Annotated in this window: 18 protein-coding genes; 6 read left to right on the forward strand and 12 right to left on the reverse strand. The window is 45.5% G+C overall.

Annotated elements, in window-relative coordinates:
- Positions 1–12 precede the first annotated feature (12 nt).
- The 5 genes from RIB93_RS29585 to RIB93_RS29605 all read right to left on the reverse strand — a co-directional run bounded on the left by RIB93_RS29585 (position 13) and on the right by RIB93_RS29605 (position 5,894).
- The gene (locus RIB93_RS29585; RefSeq protein WP_446378423.1) at positions 13–1,593 is read right to left on the reverse strand and encodes an ATP-binding protein; all 1,581 of its coding nucleotides are present in this window, start codon (positions 1,591–1,593) and stop codon (positions 13–15) included.
- A gap of 46 nt (positions 1,594–1,639) precedes the next feature.
- Positions 1,640–2,836: an RNA-guided endonuclease InsQ/TnpB family protein gene (locus tag RIB93_RS29590; protein WP_446378425.1), complete on the reverse strand. Its 1,197-nt coding sequence runs from the start codon at positions 2,834–2,836 to the stop codon at positions 1,640–1,642.
- Positions 2,817–3,008 (reverse strand): hypothetical protein, encoded by a 192-nt coding sequence (locus RIB93_RS29595; RefSeq protein WP_446378427.1) that lies wholly within the window; start codon positions 3,006–3,008, stop codon positions 2,817–2,819. Before RIB93_RS29595 ends, RIB93_RS29590 begins: the two co-directional genes overlap by 20 nt.
- Before the next feature lie 577 nt (positions 3,009–3,585).
- Complete coding sequence (hpf, locus tag RIB93_RS29600; protein WP_446378429.1) at positions 3,586–4,233, reverse strand: ribosome hibernation-promoting factor, HPF/YfiA family; 648 nt, start codon at positions 4,231–4,233, stop codon at positions 3,586–3,588.
- A gap of 191 nt (positions 4,234–4,424) precedes the next feature.
- Positions 4,425–5,894, reverse strand: a complete 1,470-nt coding sequence (locus RIB93_RS29605; protein ID WP_446378431.1) for a glycoside hydrolase family 13 protein — start codon at positions 5,892–5,894, stop codon at positions 4,425–4,427.
- A gap of 148 nt (positions 5,895–6,042) precedes the next feature.
- Between RIB93_RS29605 and nrtS the strand changes: the two genes are divergently transcribed.
- Positions 6,043–6,276, forward strand: a complete 234-nt coding sequence (gene nrtS / locus RIB93_RS29610; protein ID WP_446378433.1) for a nitrate/nitrite transporter NrtS — start codon at positions 6,043–6,045, stop codon at positions 6,274–6,276.
- A 144-nt stretch (positions 6,277–6,420) separates the two neighbouring features.
- Here nrtS and RIB93_RS29615 read toward each other — a convergent pair whose 3' ends face one another.
- From RIB93_RS29615 to RIB93_RS29630, 4 genes are all read right to left on the reverse strand, one after another.
- The gene (locus RIB93_RS29615) at positions 6,421–7,146 is read right to left on the reverse strand and encodes a phosphate/phosphite/phosphonate ABC transporter substrate-binding protein (protein ID WP_446378435.1); all 726 of its coding nucleotides are present in this window, start codon (positions 7,144–7,146) and stop codon (positions 6,421–6,423) included.
- Positions 7,147–7,504: 358 nt separating this feature from the next.
- Entirely contained in the window at positions 7,505–9,412 is a 1,908-nt protein-coding gene (locus tag RIB93_RS29620) for a hypothetical protein (protein ID WP_446378437.1), read from the reverse strand.
- Positions 9,413–9,418: 6 nt separating this feature from the next.
- On the reverse strand, positions 9,419–9,973 hold the full coding sequence (locus tag RIB93_RS29625; RefSeq protein WP_446378439.1) for a GAF domain-containing protein: 555 nt from the start codon (positions 9,971–9,973) through the stop codon (positions 9,419–9,421).
- Positions 9,974–10,273: 300 nt separating this feature from the next.
- Positions 10,274–10,717, reverse strand: a complete 444-nt coding sequence (locus RIB93_RS29630) for a hypothetical protein (protein ID WP_446378441.1) — start codon at positions 10,715–10,717, stop codon at positions 10,274–10,276.
- Between the two features lie 160 nt (positions 10,718–10,877).
- On the opposite strand from RIB93_RS29630, the gene RIB93_RS29635 reads away from it, so the two are divergent.
- Positions 10,878–11,078 carry a hypothetical protein gene (locus RIB93_RS29635; protein ID WP_446378443.1) on the forward strand — a complete coding sequence of 67 codons (201 nt, stop codon included), beginning with the start codon at positions 10,878–10,880 and terminating at the stop codon, positions 11,076–11,078.
- Here the strand turns inward: RIB93_RS29635 and RIB93_RS29640 are convergent.
- Positions 11,062–12,444 (reverse strand): PAS domain-containing sensor histidine kinase, encoded by a 1,383-nt coding sequence (locus tag RIB93_RS29640; protein ID WP_446378445.1) that lies wholly within the window; start codon positions 12,442–12,444, stop codon positions 11,062–11,064. The genes RIB93_RS29635 and RIB93_RS29640 overlap by 17 nt on opposite strands.
- A 214-nt stretch (positions 12,445–12,658) precedes the next feature.
- Here RIB93_RS29640 and RIB93_RS29645 point away from each other — a divergent pair, with 214 nt between their 5' ends.
- From RIB93_RS29645 to RIB93_RS29655, 3 genes are all read left to right on the forward strand, one after another.
- Positions 12,659–13,336, forward strand: coding sequence for a response regulator transcription factor (locus tag RIB93_RS29645; protein WP_446378447.1), 678 nt, complete (start codon positions 12,659–12,661; stop codon positions 13,334–13,336).
- A gap of 207 nt (positions 13,337–13,543) precedes the next feature.
- Complete coding sequence (locus RIB93_RS29650; RefSeq protein ID WP_446378449.1) at positions 13,544–13,933, forward strand: hypothetical protein; 390 nt, start codon at positions 13,544–13,546, stop codon at positions 13,931–13,933.
- A gap of 222 nt (positions 13,934–14,155) precedes the next feature.
- Positions 14,156–14,458 carry a DUF1830 domain-containing protein gene (locus RIB93_RS29655; RefSeq protein WP_446378451.1) on the forward strand — a complete coding sequence of 101 codons (303 nt, stop codon included), beginning with the start codon at positions 14,156–14,158 and terminating at the stop codon, positions 14,456–14,458.
- 79 nt (positions 14,459–14,537) lie between these two features.
- Here the strand turns inward: RIB93_RS29655 and RIB93_RS29660 are convergent, their stop codons facing one another.
- Positions 14,538–15,623, reverse strand: coding sequence for a DUF3616 domain-containing protein (locus RIB93_RS29660; protein ID WP_446378453.1), 1,086 nt, complete (start codon positions 15,621–15,623; stop codon positions 14,538–14,540).
- 512 nt (positions 15,624–16,135) lie between these two features.
- The gene (locus RIB93_RS29665) at positions 16,136–21,253 is read right to left on the reverse strand and encodes a WD40 domain-containing protein (RefSeq protein WP_446378455.1); all 5,118 of its coding nucleotides are present in this window, start codon (positions 21,251–21,253) and stop codon (positions 16,136–16,138) included.
- Between the two features lie 520 nt (positions 21,254–21,773).
- Here RIB93_RS29665 and RIB93_RS29670 point away from each other — a divergent pair.
- Entirely contained in the window at positions 21,774–22,349 is a 576-nt protein-coding gene (locus RIB93_RS29670; protein WP_446378458.1) for a Uma2 family endonuclease, read from the forward strand.
- Positions 22,350–22,650: the final 301 nt, after the last annotated feature.

The raw sequence follows: 22,650 nt of genomic DNA on the forward strand, positions 1-22,650 counted from the left end.
AATTGATACGTCTTAATGGGTCGCATCTCCGGACGACGGCTTGGCGTTGACAGGTAACGTCACCGTCACCGTTGTCCCTTTGCCTACCTCACTCGCGATCGCAATCTGCCCCTGATGCAAGTCTACACAATTTTTAACAATAGACAATCCCATCCCCGTCCCGGCAATTGTGCTGACATTGCTGGCGCGAAAAAAGGGGGAAAATAATCGCGGTTGCTCCGATTCGGGAATACCAATCCCTTGATCTTGAACCTGGATGATCAGGGTGTCATCCTCGCGGCGTAGGGAAAAGGAAACCGTAGTACCTTTGGCAGAATACTTAATCGCATTGCTGAGGAGATTGGTGACAATATGTCGCAGCATCTGCTTATCCAACTCAGCTTCACCAGACGAGAGTTGAGGATTATAGGTCAACGTATAGCGATCGCCAACCATCAGTCGCTGTTCATCTACCAATTGCAGACAAAAGTCTTCCATATTCAACGGTTCGGGATTAAACTGAAGTTCGCCAGCTTGGGCTTTATTAAACGTGAGAACCTCTTCCACCAGTTGAGCCATCTGCTTGACGCCCATTTGAATTCGGTCTAAATAGGTTTGTTGTTTCTCCTGTGATAACTGGGTACTGTAGCGTTTAAGGAGTTCCGTTGAGGTTAAAATGACTGCCAAGGGCGTGCGGTATTCGTGGGAAATCATTGCCACAACCCGAGATTTCAGTTCGCTCAATTCCTGTTCAGTGGTTAAAGCTTTGCGAATTTCGGCTTCAGCTTTTTGACGTTCGGCGACTTCCGTTGCCAGTTTAACCCGTTCCAGTTCTAAGGCTTGGGCTTGACGACGTTCGCTGATATTGCAAACGACTAAAACAGCCCCCTTGATGTCATCATCATTAGGGCGCATTAAGGAAACGTGATCGACGATGGGCGTATTGGTTCCATCTCTAGCAATCAACAGGCGATTATGTCCTTGATTCGGCACAGGTTCACCCCGCAGCAGCAGTATCACCGGGTTTTCCACAACTGTATTCGTGGCTTCATCGAAAATTTGCATCACTTCAGTAACAGGTTTGCCCATCGCCTCAGTAGACGACCAACCCGTTATGGTTTGGGCGATAGGATTCATATAGGTAATCCTGCCTGTTGCATCCGTTGCGACTACCGCATCATGGGTTGAGTCGAGAATCGTGGAGAGAAATTCCTCGCGTTCGATTAACTGCTGTTGGGTTTGATGCTTGTAAAGCGCGATTTCGATGGTAATTCCTAAATCACGCTGATTAAAGGGCTTGACAATATAGCCAAATGGCTCTGTCACTTTCGCACGCGCCAAGGTAGCCGCCTCGGAGTGAGCCGTCAGGTAAATCACGGGTATTTTAAATTGGTTGCGAATCTGCTCGGCGGCTTCAATTCCATCCATGTCTCTGTGTTTGAGAACAATATCCATCAACACCAGATCTGGACAAGTTTCCGCGACTTTAGCGAGGGCGGCTGTACCTGAATTGGCGATATCCACCACATCGTAACCCAATCGTTTGAGTTGACCAGCAATGGCTTGAGCGGTAATAATTTCATCTTCGACAATTAGAATCTTTGCCCTTGCCACGCCACTAATCCTCGATGTACTACAGATACATTTAACCCGGAAAAATCTAGCAATTGCTGGAAATTTCTGAGTAGGGCACAATCTGGAATGAGGCGATCACGCCAGATGCGGAGGTATCTCTCAAAGCCTTCAACAAAATGTTGAAAGCGCCATTAATATCACGCCCAATTGCGTGACCACAGTCGGGGCAGACAAAATGTTTGTTGCCTCCTAGTTTTGTGTGGATATGACCACATTTTGAGCAGGTTTTGCTGGTGTATTCTTCCGTTACGTCTACTACAACACAGCCATATTTAGCTGCTTGATGCTTCAACTTCTGCTTGAAACGATAATGGGACCAAGTAACAAGCTTACGGGCTGTTTGGGTTGATAACCGTCGCTTACCCCGCTTCACCATATTTTTAGTTTCAAAGGTGGGCAAGAATATCACCTTGTATTTAGTACATAGGTAATTAGCCGCTTTTGAATGCAACTCGTCTACTAAATTACGAATTTTAATCCGGATTTTTTGTGCCGCCTTCCGTAGCCGATACCGTAGCCGCTTAAACTGGCGTCCTTTGGCTAGAGCAATCCGTGACATCAACTTGTCAAGATGGCAAGCTAATCGGTAAATGCGTCCCATATCATACTTGCCAATTTCCCAAATTTCGGAGCCATCAAACCCCGTTAAAAACGTTCTGACCCCAGGGTCAAGGGCAATGGCTAATTGGCTCTGATTCGGCTCAAACTTAGGCACGTCTTGAGCGTAGCAGATAAACCAGCGTCCTCTGTCTAGTACCAAGGTCGGCTCATGGTGCATTTGGGGAGCAATCGGTTCACTTGCCTTGAAAGAAAGCCCCTTGGTCTGTGTTGGATAAAACGTTCCTTTTTTCCAGTTGTCTTTTTGAAAGCGGATAGATTTAACGGGTTCACGTACTGACCGGAACTTGGCTACTCCTCCTGATTTTTTAGCCGATGAGTGCGCTTCATAAGCTTGAAATACCGCTAATTGACGGGGATTATATGGGGTTTGACTTACCCAAGATGGAGCCAAACCCATAACTGTTTTTCTTAAGTCGTACTTGCCAATTTTTTGGCTCTTGAGTATGGCTATTGCCTGATTGAAGCACCATCGAGCTGCTCCTATCCATTGAAACCAAATAGATGCCAGCTTTTTTTGAGGGTAGACTCGGATCTTCTTTGATAGCAGATTTGTACTTTCTTTTTCCCGACAATCGGCAACATCAGACCTGGACGATGGCAAGGATATCTTCAACCCTTTGGAGTTGATTAGATAGGTAACATCTGTTGAGAACCACGAGTTTGCCGTCTTTTTGCTTAAAAGACCATTCGATGAGGTTAAGACCGAACCTGACAAGTCGTTCTTGGCGGTTGACCACAACTTCTCTGACGTTTCCTGACAGAACTTGTCCCAAAAGGGATAGAAGTCCTTTGCGCTTTTCCTTGAGCGACTTGCCGACTTCTTTGACGAGCTTTTCATCTGTGAACAGTGATTGTAAGTGGGAACAGGGCTATAGAGAAAAAGCGAGCTGCAACCCGATAACATCTTTAGTCTACCTCCTAACCGCCAAGGCGGTTGCGATACCGCACGCCCGAAAGATAATTCCGGAAATATCTTGAAATTGCCTGTAAATCAGGCTTTAGTCAGCAACAGTCCCAACTTAATGGTAATCCCAAAGATGGGGAAGATGAGGGAGATGAGGGAGATGGGGGAGATGGGGGAGCTGGGGGAGATGGGGAAGATGGGGACAGTCATGGTAAAAACGTACCATGGTGTATCTGTGTGTAGGGGCGGGTTTAGGGACTAATATTGATGGTTTTCCTTAGCTTGGCTGCAAAACCCGCCCTGACCAAATGACATAAGACGAATGACCAAATGACGAATGACCAATGACCAATGACAAATGACCAATGACAAATGACCAATGAGATAATCCCCCGCCTGTCACTCGGGGGAGAATCAAGAGAGGACACCAAGTTTGATAACAGATGCTATGAAACTGTTGATGTATCAGTTACCGCCTCAACATTTTGGGCAGTCTTGCCATTGGTATGATTGGTATGACCATTGCCATTGCGAGGCTGAATCACACCATATCCGCCGTGATTGCGTTCATAAATGACATTAATCTCGTCAGTTTTCGCATTCCGGAACATATAGAAGTCGTGATCAACCAGTTGAAGCTGTTCCGTGGCTTCTTCGATAGTCATCGGCGGCATGGCGAAATATTTCATCCGCACGACTTCTGTGGGCAGTTCGGGAGTGCGATCGCCAATTAAATCCTCGACCACAGGTGCTTCATGAATAACAGCGCCTGTTTTCGGTTGGGTCTGAGTTTTCTTTTGCTGCTTTTCTTTGTATTTACGCAGTTGACGCTGAATCTTATCAGCAACCAGATCGATACTGGCATACAAGTCTTCGCTACTCTCCTGGGCACGAATTACGGTTTTATTGGCATAAATGGTAACTTCGGCAGTTTGCTTCGTGTTGATCCGAGGATTACGGGCAACAGAGAGATGCACGTCCACCTCAGTCGTCATATTTTGAAAGTGATTGACCGCTTTTTCTATTTTTTGATTAACATATTCTCGAATTGCATCAGTGATTTCAATGTTCTTGCCCTGGATCACAAGCTTCATACTGACTACTCCGTCCTGTACTATTGTGTCGTAATAGAGCAGAGCTATGGCTGGTCTTAGTTGCTCTTGGAGGATACTCCTATTGTAGGACTGACTGTCGTGACTTCCGGATGTAAGCAGCAATACTTTACAAAACTGTAACTTTCCACTCAGGGAATAAGGTACAAACAGCAGACAAAGAAAATGAGGGATCAACCCAAAATACAACCTGTCCGAGGCGGTAAGTCGATCGCCAAATGGTTTTGATTCCAGGTGAAGCTGGCGTCACCGTACACGATTTGATGGCGTGGTGATAACTCTGATGGCACTTCCACCTGAACTTGGGCTGTTGTGGTTCCGGTATTAACGGCAATAATTAATTCATCTGTTTCCAGTTGGCGGGCAAAGACATACGTCATTCCCTCAGCGAACAGCACCTTGTAGCTACCTGTACGCAGCGCGGGACGATTATGACGCAGGGCAATAAGCTGACGGTGACAATCGAGAATCTCTGGATTCCATTGAGATTTTAAGGGAAAACCCCGTCGGGAGTCTGGATCTAATGCGCCAGGTAACCCCACTTCATCGCCATAATAGATGCTGGGGGCACCGAGAAAGGTCAACAGTAATAGTGTAGCCAGCTTAACGCTTTCGATCGCTTCGGCGGATGGATCGTTTTTCCCTCCTTCAGCAATAGATAGCAGTCGGGCTGTATCATGACTGGCTAGCAGGTTGAGTTGGGTGAGTTGAATTTCCCAGGGGTATAACTGTAACAGATGCTCGATTTTAGCCGCATAACCCGGTGCATCTAAAGGAGGATAGGGTTCATAAGAGGGTTGTTGGACGTATTTTTGAATCACGCGATCGCCAGCAGCAAAGGCAATGGTGGGTCCGGTGAACAGGTAGTTCATTACCCCGTCAAATTGCGTCCCATCCAACCACTGACGCGAGTCCATCCAAACTTCGCCTACAATATAAGCCTCCGGGTTGATGGCTTTGACGCGATCGCGAAATTCTTGCCAAAATCCTGGCGTTTCAATCTCATACGCTACATCTAAGCGCCAGCCATCGATGCCGAGTTTAATCCAATGTTCGGCAACCTGCATAATATATTCCCGCACGTCAGGATTATCATGGTTAAATTCGGGTAACGCCCGATTTCCTTCCCAACCGACATAGTTAGCGGGTTTGTCGCCATCATAGGCTGACAGGGGCCAGCGCTCAATTTTAAACCAATCTAACCACGGGGAATACGGACCATTTTCGAGAATGTCATTGAAGAAGAAGAAGCCGCGACTGGCATGGTTAAATACACCATCCAGGACGACTTTCATCTCCCGCCGATGACATTCTTCCAAGAGTTTCATGAATGTGCCATTTCCCCCTAATAGGGGGTCGATCTGATAATAATCGTGAGTATGGTAACGGTGGTTACTGGCAGATTGAAAGATGGGGGTAAAGTAAATGGCATTAATGCCTAAATCTTGCAAATAATCGAGTTTTTCCATTACGCCCCAAAGATCTCCGCCCTTATAGCTTTGTAAAGTGGGCAGGGCATCCCAGGGTTCTAGGGGAAGGGTTTTAGCCACTTGCGAATGGGGTTGATTGCCTTTGGCAAAGCGATCGGGAAATATTTGATAGAATACGGCGTGCTTCACCCAATCTGGGGTATGAATCTCCATTGGTAATGGTCTAGCTCTTCTCTACTAGAGTACAAGACTGGTTCGTTTAATACGATTTAGGTTAGGAAGCTAGTATTTTACCCGAAAATTGTCTTTAAGCCAAAGGAAAAGTTATGTAACGAATTTCAATGATGTCTCAATTGTGCTAATGGTGAAACCACTCAAGGACTATTGTGCAGCACTGGTTGACAACGATCTGATGCTAACAGCGCTTAAAGTCGCTGCTGTGGTTGGTTCTGTTTTATTTCTGATTAATCATGGTACTGCTGTCGTACAGGGCAAGATGACGCGCGATCGCTGGATTTCTGGATTCCTCACCTACCTGGTTCCTTATGGAGTGAATATTCATGGGCAATATATCAGTCGCTCTCGAAAACGATGATGGAATTTTGTCAGGGAACAGGCAACAAGAAACACATAATGCAAATATTATCTAAATGTCATCTGTCATAAGTAGTATATTTATCGAATTCGGCGATTCATCCCCGACCCTACTAAAAAGTTGGTTGGGGATGAATCGAATGGTTTAAGCCGCCATCATAATTTCCTTAGCCGTGCTAATTTCTTCGGACGTAGTTTTACACCATCCTTCAATATTGAGTTCTTGCAACACATCTTTTCCGGCTGGAGTCGTATTCATCTCTAAGAGAACACGCTCTAATTCACTCTTATGATCCATGGCATTGGGACTAATTTGGATACCATGAAAGATAACTTTTTCATCCGATTCAGCAAAGGCATTAACCATCGCCTTGGTATTGGCTGAGAGTTCCTGATAGGTGTCTTTATAGACAATGCCGAAAGGGGCTTCGTTTTTGGACACACTATTGATCACTCCTAACCAAGAGGATTTATCCAACAGTTGTGCAGGTGCAATTCCTTTTTCTTTGAGACTCTGTAAAGCCACCTTACTCGGTAGCATACTTTTGACAGTGGCAAGGGTTTCCCCGTGCAGCGAATCTAAGGTTGGATTGGCGATATCCTGATTGGCAATATACACCACTTCATCATAGAGATTACTCGGACGAACCACCGCAGAAAAGCCTTGTTCCCGTAGGCGGATACTATCAGCCGGGTTAGCGTAGACAATATCGGCTTGATCGAGATGTTGATGAAAATCCTGGAAATCCAGGGAAACCTCTAAATGTACGTTGACATCAAGCTGGTTATTCAAATACTGGATAAAGCGAAACCATCGATCCGGTTTCTTAGCTGTATCGTGGGGACAGATCATCAGGGTTAACTTGTTCATGGAGGGGTCTATTTTTTACGTGCATTGGCGGAAGACGATTATTGTCTTCCTCTTATTCCTTTTTTCATGGAAATTTTACACAATCAGGAATGGGAACTATGGCTTTTATGCATAGAATTTCATCAGGTGATAGAGTGAGATATATTAACCGATGAATTAAGCTGTCATGGCGTTAAATTGGGGAGCAGTAGCGGGACGCTTGGTCGCACTCTATAGATTTCGCAATTCTTGACAATCAGATTTAAATGACGAACAGTTATCGTTGGGGAGGGCGGGTTTTGTTGTTCCGTTATTGGTGAATATCTGAATTGAGTCCCTAAACCCGCCCCTACGATTGTCCCTAATTATTACTGATTACCTACTCCCATTCTGGACCTGTCAATGTGCCTCGCAGACGCCAGTTTCCTTGGGGAGAAAACACCTCTAAAAGACCACTATTTAAGTCTTGCTGAACATAAGGACTATCTAACACAGCCCAATCGTCGAGGATTCGCTCTTTCCCATTAATCTGTGCTAAACCCGCTCCTTGATTAGGTTGATAGGTCATCTGTAAGCGATCGCCAGCTAAACTGGTATAAGTAATCTGACCCATTGTCTCCCAGGACGTATCGCGAATCTCTGTTTGGTCAAGGGCTTGCTGTAACGCCTCGATTGTGGGATAATCATCAACACTGGCTACATCAGTAATCCAAGCGGTATTCCTGCCGATTGCTGCTAACGCCTGGTAATCAGAATATTTCTCCGATACCTGATTTTGCCAGTCTATCTGTTCACCCCAAGGACGGACGCAAAGGAAGGTATTTTCAATTCGCCAAATGTACCAATCCCCATAGCGCTGAGGTTGCCCATATCGAGTCGGTAAAACTAGGTGAGAACGCCCTGGTACATCGGCGGCTTTATCTCGTGAATTTAAGCGTAACTGATAAATCACTGCGCCCTTTTCTTGGACGTATTGATCTCCTGGAGAACGCCCTGTTGCCATGTCTGAATGATAGGTTCCACCCAAACTAACAACGGCATTGTTTTGTCCTTTGGGATCGCGGATGACTAATTTATAGGTAGCATATTGGGCATTAATTGTACCTTTGACTTGATAGGAACGACTGGGGTCAATTAATGTACCCAAACTATAATCTTGAGTCACATAAAAGGTTTCCCAAAATCGGTTATCTTGGTGATAACTATAATAACCCGGATGACTGGCTTTAAGCTGAAAAGGTAAGTCTATTTCCTTACGGGCAATCGCTCTCAATTGGGGCGGCGGACGATAATCACTTAAGGCAGCAGGTAATGCTACCCTAGTCACACCCCGATCCATACGCTCAACAGGCGCTAACCCTTCGGCTTCGCTCAGGGTCAAACTATCCCCCCACCAAATCCAAGCCACGCCACTCAAACCACTATCATCCCACGTCCCGCGATCAAACCCGCGACTTTCCGCACCACCTGCGGTTCCCCAACTGAAGCGCACCGCCATATTGACCGCGTACCAGTCTAATGCGGCTTTCGCCAACTGGCGCAATTCGGGAGTATCAGCAAAATCATAGAGATTCAGCAACCCTGCGATCGCATACCCATAATAGGTCGAAGAATGAAACTCTCCCTGTCCAATCGTCAGGAACTTATTCAATTCTGCCCTAAGCCAAGCCTCATTTGTCGCCGCCGTCGCCGGGAGAGGCGTCGGGAAACCACTTCCATCCATCAGCGCTAAACCGGAAATACGCTGCATGAACATATGATTTTCTGTACCCTGTTCCAGCCACTCGCGCACACGCGGCGCATCCACCATACTACGGTAAGAGGCTTTTACCGCTTTGGGCATGGTATCTCGGAATAAGAAGAAGATGCGAATATCGTAGGGGCTGCGAAAGTGATAAAGATCAGGTTTTCCTTCATCTAAACCCAAGAGTATATCCCAGATTAGCTGGCGATCGTATTGTTCCCCTAAGCTGAGGCGGGCAAGAATAACTGGAAGTAGGTATTTATGGGGGTCACTAATGGTGCGAGTACGCCACCAGGTATCCAATCCCTCTAAATCCGCCGCCGCCACCTTTTCCCGAATTGCCAAACTCCGCGCCCGAAATGCGGCTTCTGTTTCGGCTTCATCTAAAATACGGTCTTTGAGCAGGGTTTGTGATTGCCCCGATCCGCCCCATTGCCACTGTGACAACAGGGATCGACTCAGGGGGAAATTTGCAGCCCAATCCGCCGTACCGACGAGTGCGGTAAGAGTTGTCAGCGCTAGAACTAGGAATTTGACTTTCATCGATATCTAGCTATCTCGAATTGCTGGAACTGTAGCTAGGGTTTGGGCGGCTTTTTTCATGGCTTCAATGTCAGACTGTGACCAAGGATGGGTATCTTGACAATGATGAGCCGCAAGTAATCCCCATAACCGTCGCGGTGTAAGGATAGGTACGACTAAATTGGCACGTACTTTAAGGCTACCTAAAAAGTCGCGGTGACAGGGATCGATGGGTTCGGCTTGAATATCTGCGATCGCTCTTACTCGTCCTGCATAATACAACTCGGCATACTCGTCATTAAAACATTCATCGCCCCCCGTCGAGCCGAAGATGGAGTATTTGGGAGAACTCAATGACTCGAAGGTGACTTGCCCTTTCCACTCGTAATAGAAATAATATAAGACTACGCGATCGACGGCTAACACGTTTCGCAGATAGTCAGTCGTTCCTTGAATTAGCGTATCCCGTGCCAAATTCTTAGCCAGACGGTCAGCAAAGGATCGTAAACCTGGATCACCAGTGGTCATCGATTGATCAGAATCAGAGTTGGTTTGGGGATTCCCTGGCACTGGCTGATTCATGTTAAGTCCCAATTATTAGTTACACTTGCTATTTTATCGTTGGCGGGGGATTGGTGAAGTTTTGAGTCTTCACTTCGTTCGTCGGGAACCTGGTTTTAACCCTTCGCTTGGCTCAAGGGGTCTGGTTTTGTGTAGGGGCGGGTTTAGGGATTTTCTTTTCGCTATGGATGACTAATGTTTGTTCAAAACCCGCCCTGACCGATGTTTAGGGGCTGGTTTCACTACTATCTTTCGTTGTCACCCTGATGTTAATAAACCCGCCCTCATCTCCCCCTGCTCCCTCTGCACATCCACTCAACATCACCGTGAATCAGAGCGCGATCGCAGATAATTGAGTAGCAACGCTGTCATGGAAAATACACATAGACTTTTCCACACAAATAACCACCAAGGACGCCACCAGGCTCCTGTCTGCACTTCGATGATATCCGATAGTCCAAAGAAAAAGAAGGTCAGAAACGCCATGAGTGCTTGATATCGCTCTGTTCCCGAACGGCGAATGATTCGGACTCCAAATCCGAGTGCGATCGCAATCCAAATCCCCGCCTCAATATAGTTCCCCTGAGTATAAATAGCTTCTAGCAGCTTAACTTGAGCGGCTGCCTGTTGGGGACTTGTCGGTTCCGAAAACGTCAATCCTATCCAAATTCCTAAACTTACCAATAGCAAAAATAATATTATCAGCCTTATCTTAGCGGCTTTGGTAATAGCAAAATGGTTATGTTTCGCTGGTTTTTTACTCATTACTCTCACACTCAATTTATAGCCAATTCCCTATTTAGTAGTTTATTAATAAAGGCGGGTTTTGTTGTTCATTTATTGGTGGAGAGGGCGGGTTTTGTTGTTCATTTATTGGTGGAGAGGGCGGGTTTTGTTGTTCATTTATCGGTGAATAGCTAATTTAGTGGCTAAACCCGCCCCTACAATTGTGGCTAAACCCGCCCCTACAATTGTGGCTAAACCCGCCCCTACAATTGTGGCTAAACCCGCCCCTACACTTGTGGCTAAACCCGCCCCTACACTTGTGGCTAAACCCGCCCCTACACTTGTGGCTAAACCCGCCCCTACACTTGTGGCTAAACCCGCCCCTACAATTGACTTATGAATTCACAAGGAATTGTTACCGTAAACGTTGTGCCAACTCCCGGTTCACTGGTCACGCTAATATTGCCACCCTGTACGATAACACAAGTTTGGGCAACCGTTAACCCTAATCCTGAACCCGGAATACTATCAACATTTTTTCCCCGATAAAAGGCTTCAAATATATGATGAATATCATCAGCAAGAATGCCAATACCCTGATCGCAAACTTGAAAATTAACCTCAGTTATTGTACAATTTAGCCGTAAATCAATAGTGCTACATGGCGGAGAATATTTAATCGCATTCATGATTAAATTGATCAAAATAGAACGCAATAGGTTTTTATCTAAATCGGCACAGATACAGTCTGCCTGACTAACCAAATTTAGAGCATACGGATTGTCAGGATTACGTGGTATCTCCGCTAAAATCCCTTGACAAAACTGTTCAAGATTCACCCGCGTCGGCTGGAACTCCAATTGTCCAGTTTCCGCCCGATTGATTGTGAGAATGTTATCTAGCATTTGCCGCAGGCGTTGAGTCGCGTCTTCAATCCGTTGCAGATTTCTGAGTTTTTTATCAGGAAAAAATTTATTCGGGCAAAGTTGTAGGAGTTGAACGGAGGCTAAAATCGTACTCAAGGGGGTGCGAAATTCATGGGACACCGATGAAAAAAAGCGTAGCTGGAGTTGGCTCAGTTCTTGCTGGCGTTCGAGTTGGCGACGCATTTGTTCGGCTTGCTGGCGTTCGGTGATATCAATGCCAATCCCAATCAGATACTTGACTGCACTGTTGTCATCGAACAGAACTGTATTGTACCAGGAAATTAGACGCCGAGTGCCATCGCGGGCGATCCAGTAATTTTCATGCTCGTTGGGAAAGTGACAGGCTTGGAGTTCTTTAATAATGATTTTTACACATTCAATGTCTTCTGGAATTAAAAACAAATCCCAAATATACTTTCCCTTGACTTCCTCAAAGGAATAGCCAGTTAGTCGTTCACAGGTTTGATTAAATCGAATAATTCGTCCCTGTTTATCCAGAACGGTAATTAAGGCATTAGCGGTATCGAGAATTACGGAAACAAAATTCTGTTCTTGCAACTCAGCTTGTTGGCGATCGCGAATCTCTGGAGACAAGAATCTGCTGTTGTCATTATCTTGTTCCAGTTGCCTAAGTCGTACCCAGAAGCGATGGTAGATGCCAATTAGTAGCAGTATGCTGAAACCGTTAGTGATGGTGATTAACAACAGAGGATGTGCTAGATCCGCCTGAGAAGCGAATCCCATTAATCGCCATACATAAACAGCAATCGGACTACTGAGAATCAGTAATGCTAAACCCAAACCAGCAAGCAGATTTTTGGGTTGGATAGAATGTGTCATTTGTTACTTGTCATTTATCGTTTATTATTTGTCATACTCGCTCCCGAAAAGAAGCGAGCTACGTCATTCGTCCGATTACTTAACTGTGATCACTGGATCGATGCTCTAGAGGATGAGTAGAGCCAATGTTAAGGTTGGTAAAGTGAGAATTAAGATATAGCGCATCTGCTATATCTACTTGAGTTGGCTTACCGATTTATTCAATCAATTGGCTATGAAGATCTTGTTGGTGGAAGACGATATCGCGCTTGCAGAAGCCCTCACAGAGGCGCTTATTGATCAAAATTATGATGTTGATGTTGTCAATGATGGGGAAGCAGGCTGGCGACAAATTATAAGCCTCTATTATGACTTAATTTTACTAGATGTCATGCTCCCTAAGCTAGATGGTATCAGTTTGTGTCGGCGTCTGCGTTCTAGCGACTATCATGGATCGATCCTGATGCTCACAGCCCTTGACACTAGCACGGATAAGGTGAACAGTTTAGATGCAGGCGCTGATGACTATGTAGTCAAACCCGTTGATTTGCCAGAACTCTTAGCTCGCATTCGAGCGCTGTTGCGACGGGGAGGATGTTCAGTACCGCCAGTGCTAGAGTGGGAGCGATTACAGCTTGATCCAAGTTGTCATGAAGTAATCTATAATCAACAGCCTGTACATTTAACCCCGAAGGAGTATTCCTGCCTAGAGTTGTTTTTGCGAAATAGTCAGCGTATCATCAACCGTGAGTTCATCATTGAGCATTTGTGGTCTGCCGAAGCCACCCCCTTTGAAGATACCGTTAAAGCTCACATTAAGAGCTTGCGTCACAAACTCAAAGCCGTGGGAGCGCCCGATGATTTGATTGAGACGGTTCACAGCGTTGGTTATCGGTTGAAACCCTTTTCTTAATCTTTTCTTTAGAAAAACACTAAGTTCTCTTGAGTGTCATTCCCCAATTTTTTTACGTTTAACCTGTAAAGTCAGTAATGTTCATCGAGCAATGACCCACAGGGATATTTCCCTTTTTGACTCGATGCCCTTGAAATTCAGTGTTTCCGTGGACGACAGATCCATTCTGATCTCAGCAGGTAAGCCATCAAGTTGAGGAAATGAACAATGTCTAAATCACTGTCTAAAGCGGTTGTAGACTTGGGACTGCAATTAGTGAATGAAGAAATTGACAATGCCCTGGCAGTTTATGGTGATGAACCCTACAACGAACTATTTGCCCAGCCCGATGTACGTCAACGACTGGTTGACTACGTGATGGCGGCTATTCCTGAAACCTATACTCAGGTAAACACAACGTCGAACGGTTCTGTGCCAACGAAAATCCCTTACCATTCTTTAGAACTGCGTTTGCGGGTTGAAACGTATGCTCATTGGGGAATAGAGTATATTCTACACACTCAATCGGACTGGCATCCTCCCGCGTCCCTGGCTAACGCTCAATTCTATACCTTGCCTTGGAACTATACCCATCTTTTTGCCCCAGCTTTTTCATAAGATAAGCTGGATCAAGTCCTGTTAATTGCCCATAATAGCAATGCTGTAACAGTAAGGGTTTTAGGCTTTTTTATTATGGGTGATTTGCCGGACATCATAATGAAACCGCGCTGCGCTAGTCTTCTTAAGTCAGTCAAACTTGGGGATAAAGCGTTTTGTTAATCCTTTATCCTGCTTCTGAGTAAGACTTGTGACCAACTGATAACGTTATTGAGGTTATTGATGATGACTCAACTATTATATTCTCGGCTCAATGACAGTAGTAATCTCATGCTTTGTTACTATATCAATGGAACGGGAAAAACCTTAATTGCTCGGATTACTAATATTCCAAATTGGAGATTTGAACGAATTATCTTTCCCCAAGAACGTTTATTCTTTGAAGCCCCTCCCCAAGCTCAACTAGAACTTTATGGCAATGGAGAAACCGCAATGGGTGTAATCGATAGTATTCCCTGTCGTTACCTAAAAGTCCGGGAAGAGATGAGTCAAGTTCAAGAAACCCTATGGCATAAAATTGCTTAATTCCCAGAACATGCCCACTCTATAACTAGATCCCCCTAAACTATCCTAAATCTAGAGCATCTTAACTTATTTAGCACGATTAGTCGAAAAGGTTTCCACTAAAAACGTCTCCGTAAATCGCACTCGGTTCAATTTGGCGAATAGGATTAGGGGAATCATAAACCATTAATAGCGCATCCGATTCTCCTAAGCAGGGAAACAAGGCTAAACCTTCGGCGCGATCGCATCCGGGAATAAAGGGTAAGTCAAACAGGCGTTCTAACTCTCCGGAGGCTTGCGCCGTTATACTATCGGCTGAACGGTCTAAAATAGATTTGAGGCGGAATACCCGGATAGCACCTTCTAAATCCATTGTTGGTCCAGCCAGAATCAGCAAATCGTCTCCTCGCCAACAGAGTTCCCGCACTCCTAAACCATTGAGATCGATAAAGTGCTTGAGATAGCGTTTCCCGTTGTCCCCAATGTCTTGTAGGGTTAAGATGCCGGGTGCAGATTCAGCCACCTTAATTTCGATGATAACTGCCCAACCCCGGAGAACCGGACCCCGACAGCCCAAAAACACGCGATCGCCTCGCACCGCCAATCCTTCGATATCTAAGCCATTATCCTTACTGGGTAAGGGATGGGTGACAAAGGGACCTAAGTGAATATCCTCGATTAAGGCATCTATGAGACTATTACTCGCGTCTGTCTTTTGTAAGCAGGCGGCGGTCAATTTTTCCTCCGGATTATCGGGGAGAGAAGACACCTTTAATAATTCGCCATTCACCACGGGAATACGAGCAAGTAAATATCGATTCACATCGGTTTTAATTTTGGCAAGGCGTTGGAGATCTTTTTCTACGTTTTTCCCCTTGGGTTTGCCACGTTTCGTGCTGTGAGATCCAGTGATCCAAAGATAATTATCAGCATAATCAATTCCTTCAATATCGATTTCATCATCTTGATTAAACAATTCGATGAAATCGGCTAGACAATAGGATTGATGATTGCCAAAAACACAAGGTTCGATCAGCGATAGACGTTCAACATTGATCCCTTCATCAGCACCCAGCCACAAACTACCATCCGGTGTAAATGTAGCGGCTGATAGTTCATTAATTAGGTCTTCGTCTGACGAATTAAACTGTAAAAGGACGCGGCTGAGTAAAAAGGGATTGGACATAATTAAGGGTTAGGGATTGGGGACTGTAGAAACCTTGCCAGCAACATCTCTACAGGCTACATTTTACTACATCGGAGAAGTTGAGTCTAAATCTGTGACACAATCCATCTCAATTTTTAAGGTATGACAATTTCTAGGGCATTGACTTCACCTAGTTGTCTCATCCAATCGGGGGATAATCAGGAATTAGTTCCCCGACATCTTGAATAGTTCGGGGATCGGCTAGCAAAATCGTAGTGGCGTAGCACACTTAAAATGGTGAATTAGAATTGTAGGGGCGCACGGCGTGCGCCCAATTTAACCGTCAAATCTATTCCACAATTTTAGCTGTGTCAGTCCAGTAGGGTGCGTTAGCGAAGCGTAACGCACCATTGATCTGGTGTAAGAGGTGAGTTAAAAGGGAATTAATGGGAGTAAAAATGCCCCCATTTTTGAAAACAACCTATAATATTATCCAACTAAACATGGATTTTAATTGTTCCCTAGATAGCTATCATCGAAAATGAAATTCCCTATCTTCCCTCGCACAATGCCCGAAAATCCTGGGAATTGGCGTCATTAATCGTTGGGGATTCGGGATTATGTTGTAAATAATCCTCCAACCAATGACAACTGCGTCCAATTAAATCCGCTAAATCCAAATTCCACAGAATCACCGTCGTGTCTTGAGACGCCGATGCCAAAAGCTCACCATCAGGACTGAAACTAACGCCAAACACAGCCTCCTGATGACCGACAAAAGAGTTAATTAAATGACCGGTTTGTCTACTCCAAAGATTAACAGTTTTGTCATCACTTCCTGAGGCAATAAAGTTGCCATCGGGACTAAACGTTACCCAATTGACTGAACCATTATGTCCCTTCAATGGACGCACCAATTTTCCCTCTCGATTCCAAAGGTTCACCGTTCCATCATTGCTGGCTGAGGCAATAAACTCGCCATCGGGACTAAACGTTACCCAATTCACGGAATCTGTATGCCCCCTCAATGTTTTGATAAACCTGCCGTTACGACTCCACAATTTCACCGTTTTATCGTCAGAGGCTGAAGCAATTAAAGACCCATCGGGACTAAAACTTGCGCCCCAAACCGTTCCCTGATGACCGATTAAGGTTTTCTCCAATTTGCCATCAATTTGCCATAGTTTGACTGTTTTATCCGCGCTACTAGATACGAGTCGCTGACCATCGGGACTAAAATTAACACTGGTTACCCCATCTTTATGTCCGGATAATGTTTTCTGCCAGGTTCCATCTGGATTCCAGAGTTTAATTGTCTTATCGTCACTGCCTGTAGCTAGGGTCTCACCGTTGTCTGAAAAACTAACACTATTAACTGACTTTTGATGTGCCGCAATTGTTTTTAGTAATTTACCCTGACGAGTCCAGAGTTTCACCGTATTATCCCAGCTAGCGGTAGCAATTCTCTGACCCTTGCCGGAAAAACTGACACTGCTGATGGGTTGGCTATGTCCAGGAATCGGTTGCAACATTCCCCCCTCAACTTGCCAGAGTTTGATGGTATTATCAGCACTGGCAGAGGCTAATATTTTGCCATTGGGACTAAATCCTAATCCCAGAATTGCCTTACCATGTCCTTGTAATGTGTCAATTAATGTACCATCGAGACGCCAGAGTTTAATTGTGTTGTCGTTACTTCCAGAGGCTATCATCTGACTATCTGGACTATAAGTAACAGCAATTACAGCATCTTGATGTCCGGATAGGGTGTTGAGTAATTTGCCATCAGTTCGCCAAAGTTTGACAGTTTTATCTGCACTAGCAGAGACTAGATATTGTCCATCGGGACTAAAACTGATGTCGAGTACAGGTTGATTGTGGGCAGTTAAGGTTTTGAGTAATGTACCATCTGATTGCCACAGTTTAATCGTTTTATCACGACTGGCGGATGCAATCAACTGACCATTGGCAGAAAAACTTACATCTAACACCCAATGATTATGACCTGATAGGGTTTTCAATAGCTTTCCGTCATCGATACGCCAGAGTTTGACCGTATTATCCTCACTCGCCGAGACAATCCGTTGACCATCGGGACTAAAGCTGATACTGTGAACGCGATCGCGATGTCCAATTAAGGTTCTTAATAATCGACCCTCTCGACTCCAAAGTTTAATCGTATTATCCTCACTCGCAGAGGCTAATATCTTACCCTGAGGACTGAAGCGAACCGCATACACCCCCTGATTATGTCTCCCTACTTCGTTCAACCATTCCCCTTGCTGACTCCACAGTTGAATTGTTTTATCCCTAGACGCTGACGCAATTAAATTCCCATCGGGACTAAAACTAACACTACTCACCCAATCATTATGTTTGGTTAAACGGTTGCGTTCTTTCACGCCATATACCACCTGTTGCAATGTAGAAATCACCCGCATTCGGGTTTCCTGGGTCACTCCTAGGGCCTGTTTTAATTCTTTAGCGGCGGATAAACTTTTCAGTAAAGCGTCAAATTTACGGTTGGACGCAACCAAGGCTTCGGCTGAAGCATTCAGGGCAATTAATCGGGCATTGGTTTCACTAAATACTGCCCGAAATACCAGTCCGACGGCAATCACCGCCAGGGTAGCTAACGTCACGCCCGCAATTCGGGCTTCTTGCAAACGGCGTCGTAGAACTTGATTCAATTTCCCCTCGGCTTGCTGTTGTTTTTCCACCGCAGCCGCATGTTTTTTCGTCGCCGCTGATAATTTAGACCGCAGGCTTTTTTCCCGAATCAGTTGTTGGATTTTAGTTTGACTCTCTTTGTCTTTTTGCCGCAGTTCTTCCAGTTCTTTTCGCAAACTATTTTGTTCATTTTGGCGGATAAATTCCACCAGGTAATCATGAACTAATTGATAGCGATGGGTGGGAATTTCGGGTAACAGGAAGACTAAGCCTGATTTCTCTAATATTTCTAAAATTAAATCCAGAGGCTGGGCGTCAATATCCGATTCAATGACTAATTCGGCACGGGTTTTTAAGGGACGATTATTATTTTCATCAGTAAGCAGTTGCAACACCAGCCAAGCCGCCTGTTCGTTTTCTGCGCCACAGTCTTTTAGGGCTTTTTCCAGGAAACGTTCCGCCAGCTTTTCCACGGGTCCCCGTTGTCGATATTGCGCCAGCGTGGTGATATTTTCAGCTTGAAGCTGCGCCCCAACCACTTGCAATTCAATCGGACGCACTTCTCCCAGTTCTCGACCTAAATCTTGAACTAAGGCATCAATTAATGCGGGTTCTAAGTAAAAATGGGCGCGTTCGGTGAGGCTTTGGATTACCGCCCGGGCATCGGGACGGGAAAAGTTACCTAACGGGTAGCGATTTTTGCGATCTAATATGTTATTGTCGATTGCCTCTAGATTCAGTTTCTCGAAGTCTAATAAGTAGTGTAAGAAGTCTTCGCGAATAGAAATAATAACTTTAACAAAGGAAAGATCTAAACAAGTCTGGAAAAACTGATGAAATAAGCGCGTTTGCTGGGGAGAAGCATGTCCCAGGAAAAATTCCTCAAACTGGTCAAAGATTAACACGGTTAAGATATTGCGATCCGCATTATCTCGTAACAGTGCCAGCAGTTGGTTGAGAATGGCTTGATCAGAACTGTCGTCACCTAGGGATTCTGAGGGGGTATACGGCTCAGATTTAGGCGGGGTTAACCCAGATAGGGCGGTTCTGACGCCTTTATCCAGTTCCTTAATCCAATCGGTATACACTTGCAGTACCACAGGTAACACTAAGCGATCGCCTAATGCTCTATGCTTGAGGGCAGGAACTAAGCCAGCGGAAACGATGGAACTCTTACCCACACCAGAAGGTCCATGAATCACCGTCAATTGACAATCCGCTCGACTTAACCGTTCAATTAAACGTTGTACATCCTGTTGACGCCCGGATGCGGCAATTTCTTGTGCCACAATTTCTTGCTGTTCGACTGGGCTTAAGGTAGGATTAGATACGGCTCGTCGAGGCTGGAGACGAGCCGCACCAATGAAGGCACGAAATCCATAGAGTTGTTCGACTGCCCCTTGTTCTTGCTTAATCTGAAAGGCTTCTAAATAACGGTGTTGCTCGAAGTACAGCCGCCGTAGGCTTTCCAGCAGATATAAGTAACGTTGGGGTTCGTAGAGATAATCGCTTTTGGCAATGGCATCCGCTAAGTCTTGACTCGCTTGGTTCAAGTGCTGGGTGGCTTCTGCTGATTGACGCAACTGATGATAGGATTTGACAACGATGAGTTGATAGAGTTGAGTCAATAAATAGGGATGTAAGCCGGGGTAGTCTGAGAGAGAATCGGAGATAGAGTCTAAGCGAGAGAGAGCTTGTCGCGCCCAGTGATTGGCATCATTCCAGCGCCGTTTCACGAGGGCGACTTCGGCTAAAAAGCCGTAATCTTGCGCCAGTTGCACGGGGGAACCATAGTATTTATGGACTCGTAAGCACTGTTGGGCGACGTGTTGGAGGGAGTCCCAGCCTTCCAAATGTTGCAACACTTCCGCCTGTTGGGTAATAAACTGCGCCACTAAATCCGGACGTTCCGCCCGTTCAAACGCCTCAACCGCTTGCTGGAGATAGGGCCAAGCTTCTTCCCAGTTGCGGTGTCGTTGCGCCCGATGCAAGTCTGCATTCCGGCAATAACATAAGCCTAAATGAAATAGGAGAACGCCTTGACGTTCTAAGTTATTGGTAACGCGCCAATACCAAAGGCTTTTTTGATAACGGATAACGGCGGCATCGATATAATCATGGGCATAATCATATTGCCCTAAAACAAATTGCAGACTGGCTTCTAGTTCCGGGGTAATCGTTTCTTGGCGCTGTTCTAAGTCATGGAGGGCGCAGTCAAGTTCGGCGCGAGAACGGCAACCTGTGGCTAAATTGAGATTAGTATGGTGGGTACAGATACGCCACGGCGCATATCGTCCCGAAGTTCCTTTTAGTACAGTTTTAAATAGGGAGTCTGCTTTTTGTTGCAGCAAATCGAGGAGTTCATCGGTAGCAATTTCAAACTTAATTGGAGTCGCCGCCCAACTGCTAAAATCAGGAGCAGAGCGGACGAGTTTGTGCAATACTTCGTCATTCACCCATAAGACTAGGGGGAAGGGTAAGCGTTTGCGAAATTCATCCCGTACTTGGTTGGTGGAGGTGAGTAAATCATCCAGCGCTTCCACGGATTCGAGTCCCAGGATGATTAAGGCGGGAGGGGGATCAATACAGCTCGAATCAGCTCTAATTTTAATTTCTTCTCCCTCGGCTTTCCCTGCTCCCTCGGCTCCCTCGGCTCCCTCGGCTCCCCCAGCTTCCCCTGCTCCCTCGGCTCCCCCAGCTCCCCCTGCTCCCTCTGCTTCCCCAGCTCCCTCCGTCTCTACAGGCTGATTGTCCACATAATTCTGAATCGTGGTGTAAAGGGTGGTGACGGATTCGGGGAGAACTAATTCCTGTATTTGATATCGACCTTGAGCGCGTTCGTGCAGTTGGTGTAATATACGCTTTTGCAAACGCTTATAATTACAGCGCACTAAGACAAGCGAGAACTCACCCTGAGAAAAGGCGATCGCGCGATCGAGGGCGTTCAATGAACTCTGGTTATAGTTGGTAACGTCTTCGGGTTGTTTGGTTTCAATCATTGGGAAACGTTGTTCCTGGTTCGTCCCGCGTGGGATTGATGGCAACTGGACGACAGGGTAAAACAGCAGTAAACTTGACTTTCTTCTTTTAGTGTGATACATCACGACCGGAAAGAACAACGTTCGCTCCGATTGGTTATCCGAATAGGGGATATCTTGGCGTTAGATGTATTGAGGGTTAAGGTGCGATCAAGGTTCCTTTGGCGACTATAACCCAACCCATTTAAAATATATGCAAATGTGCAATGGGCGACCTGAGTAAGGGCGACCCGAGTAAATTGAATAGACGGGTATTATTAAGTAATGCAAGCGGGTCGCCCCTACCGATTATTAATTTGACCAAACGGATGATTCAGAGAAATTGACATGATCACAATTGTAGGGGCGAGTCGCTGCTTAAATGTGGAGGTATGAGAATTAACCTAACTCGACTCGCCCCAGTCTAAATGTAGGCGGCGTCAGAGCATGACCGAGGATGGGGGATGAATCCAATTAAGTGGAGTTAACAGGTAAAACTAAAATGACGGCTTATACTATAGATTTTAACCCAATTATTCAGCTTACCGATGACCAATTTTATCAATTATGTCGGGCTAATCCTGATCTGAAATTTGAACGCAATGCCCACGAAGAATTAATTATTATGTCCCCCACTGGCGGAGAAACCGGGAATCAAAACTTTGAACTTGTCATTGATTTCGGGATATGGAATCGCCAAACTCGATTAGGGGTTGGGTTTGACTCCTCTACCTGCTTTAAACTTCCTAATGGCGCTAATCGTTCTCCGGATTTAGCTTGGGTGAGACAGGAACGGTGGGATGGTTTGTCTCCAGAACAACGAACCAAGTTTCCGCCAATTTGCCCCGATTTTGTTGTGGAACTGATGTCTCCTTCCGATACGTTAAAAGCCACCCAAGATAAAATGAAGGAATATAGGGAAAATGGCGTCCGTTTGGGCTGGTTAATTGCGCCAGAACAGAGGCGAGTAGAAATTTATCGTCCCCAGCAAAATGTTGAAATTTTAGAGGCTCCAGAGACTCTTTCTGGAGAAGAGGTGTTACCAGGATTTACCCTGGATTTACGTTCTCTTTGGTGAAAATTCTTAGTTTGTAGTCAGGGCTTTAGCCCTCAATAAGCCTGGGCGAAGAGAATTCACGGAACTCGACCCACTTACCTATAGCCTACACCAACTGGATTATAAACATTAATGGTTGGGAGCAGGGCGGGTTTATTGAATTAGGGGGTTTGTCGCCACAGATAACGGTAAAACCCGCCCCTACAAGTCATTTTGTTGTTTCTGCAGTTCGTAGTCAGGGCTTTAGCCCTCAATAAGCCTAGGCGAAGAGAATTCACGGAACTAGACCCACTCACCTAGAGCCTACACCAACTGGATTATA

The sequence above is a fragment of the Coleofasciculus sp. D1-CHI-01 genome, assembly GCF_040218875.1.
Classification (GTDB): domain Bacteria; phylum Cyanobacteriota; class Cyanobacteriia; order Cyanobacteriales; family Coleofasciculaceae; genus Coleofasciculus.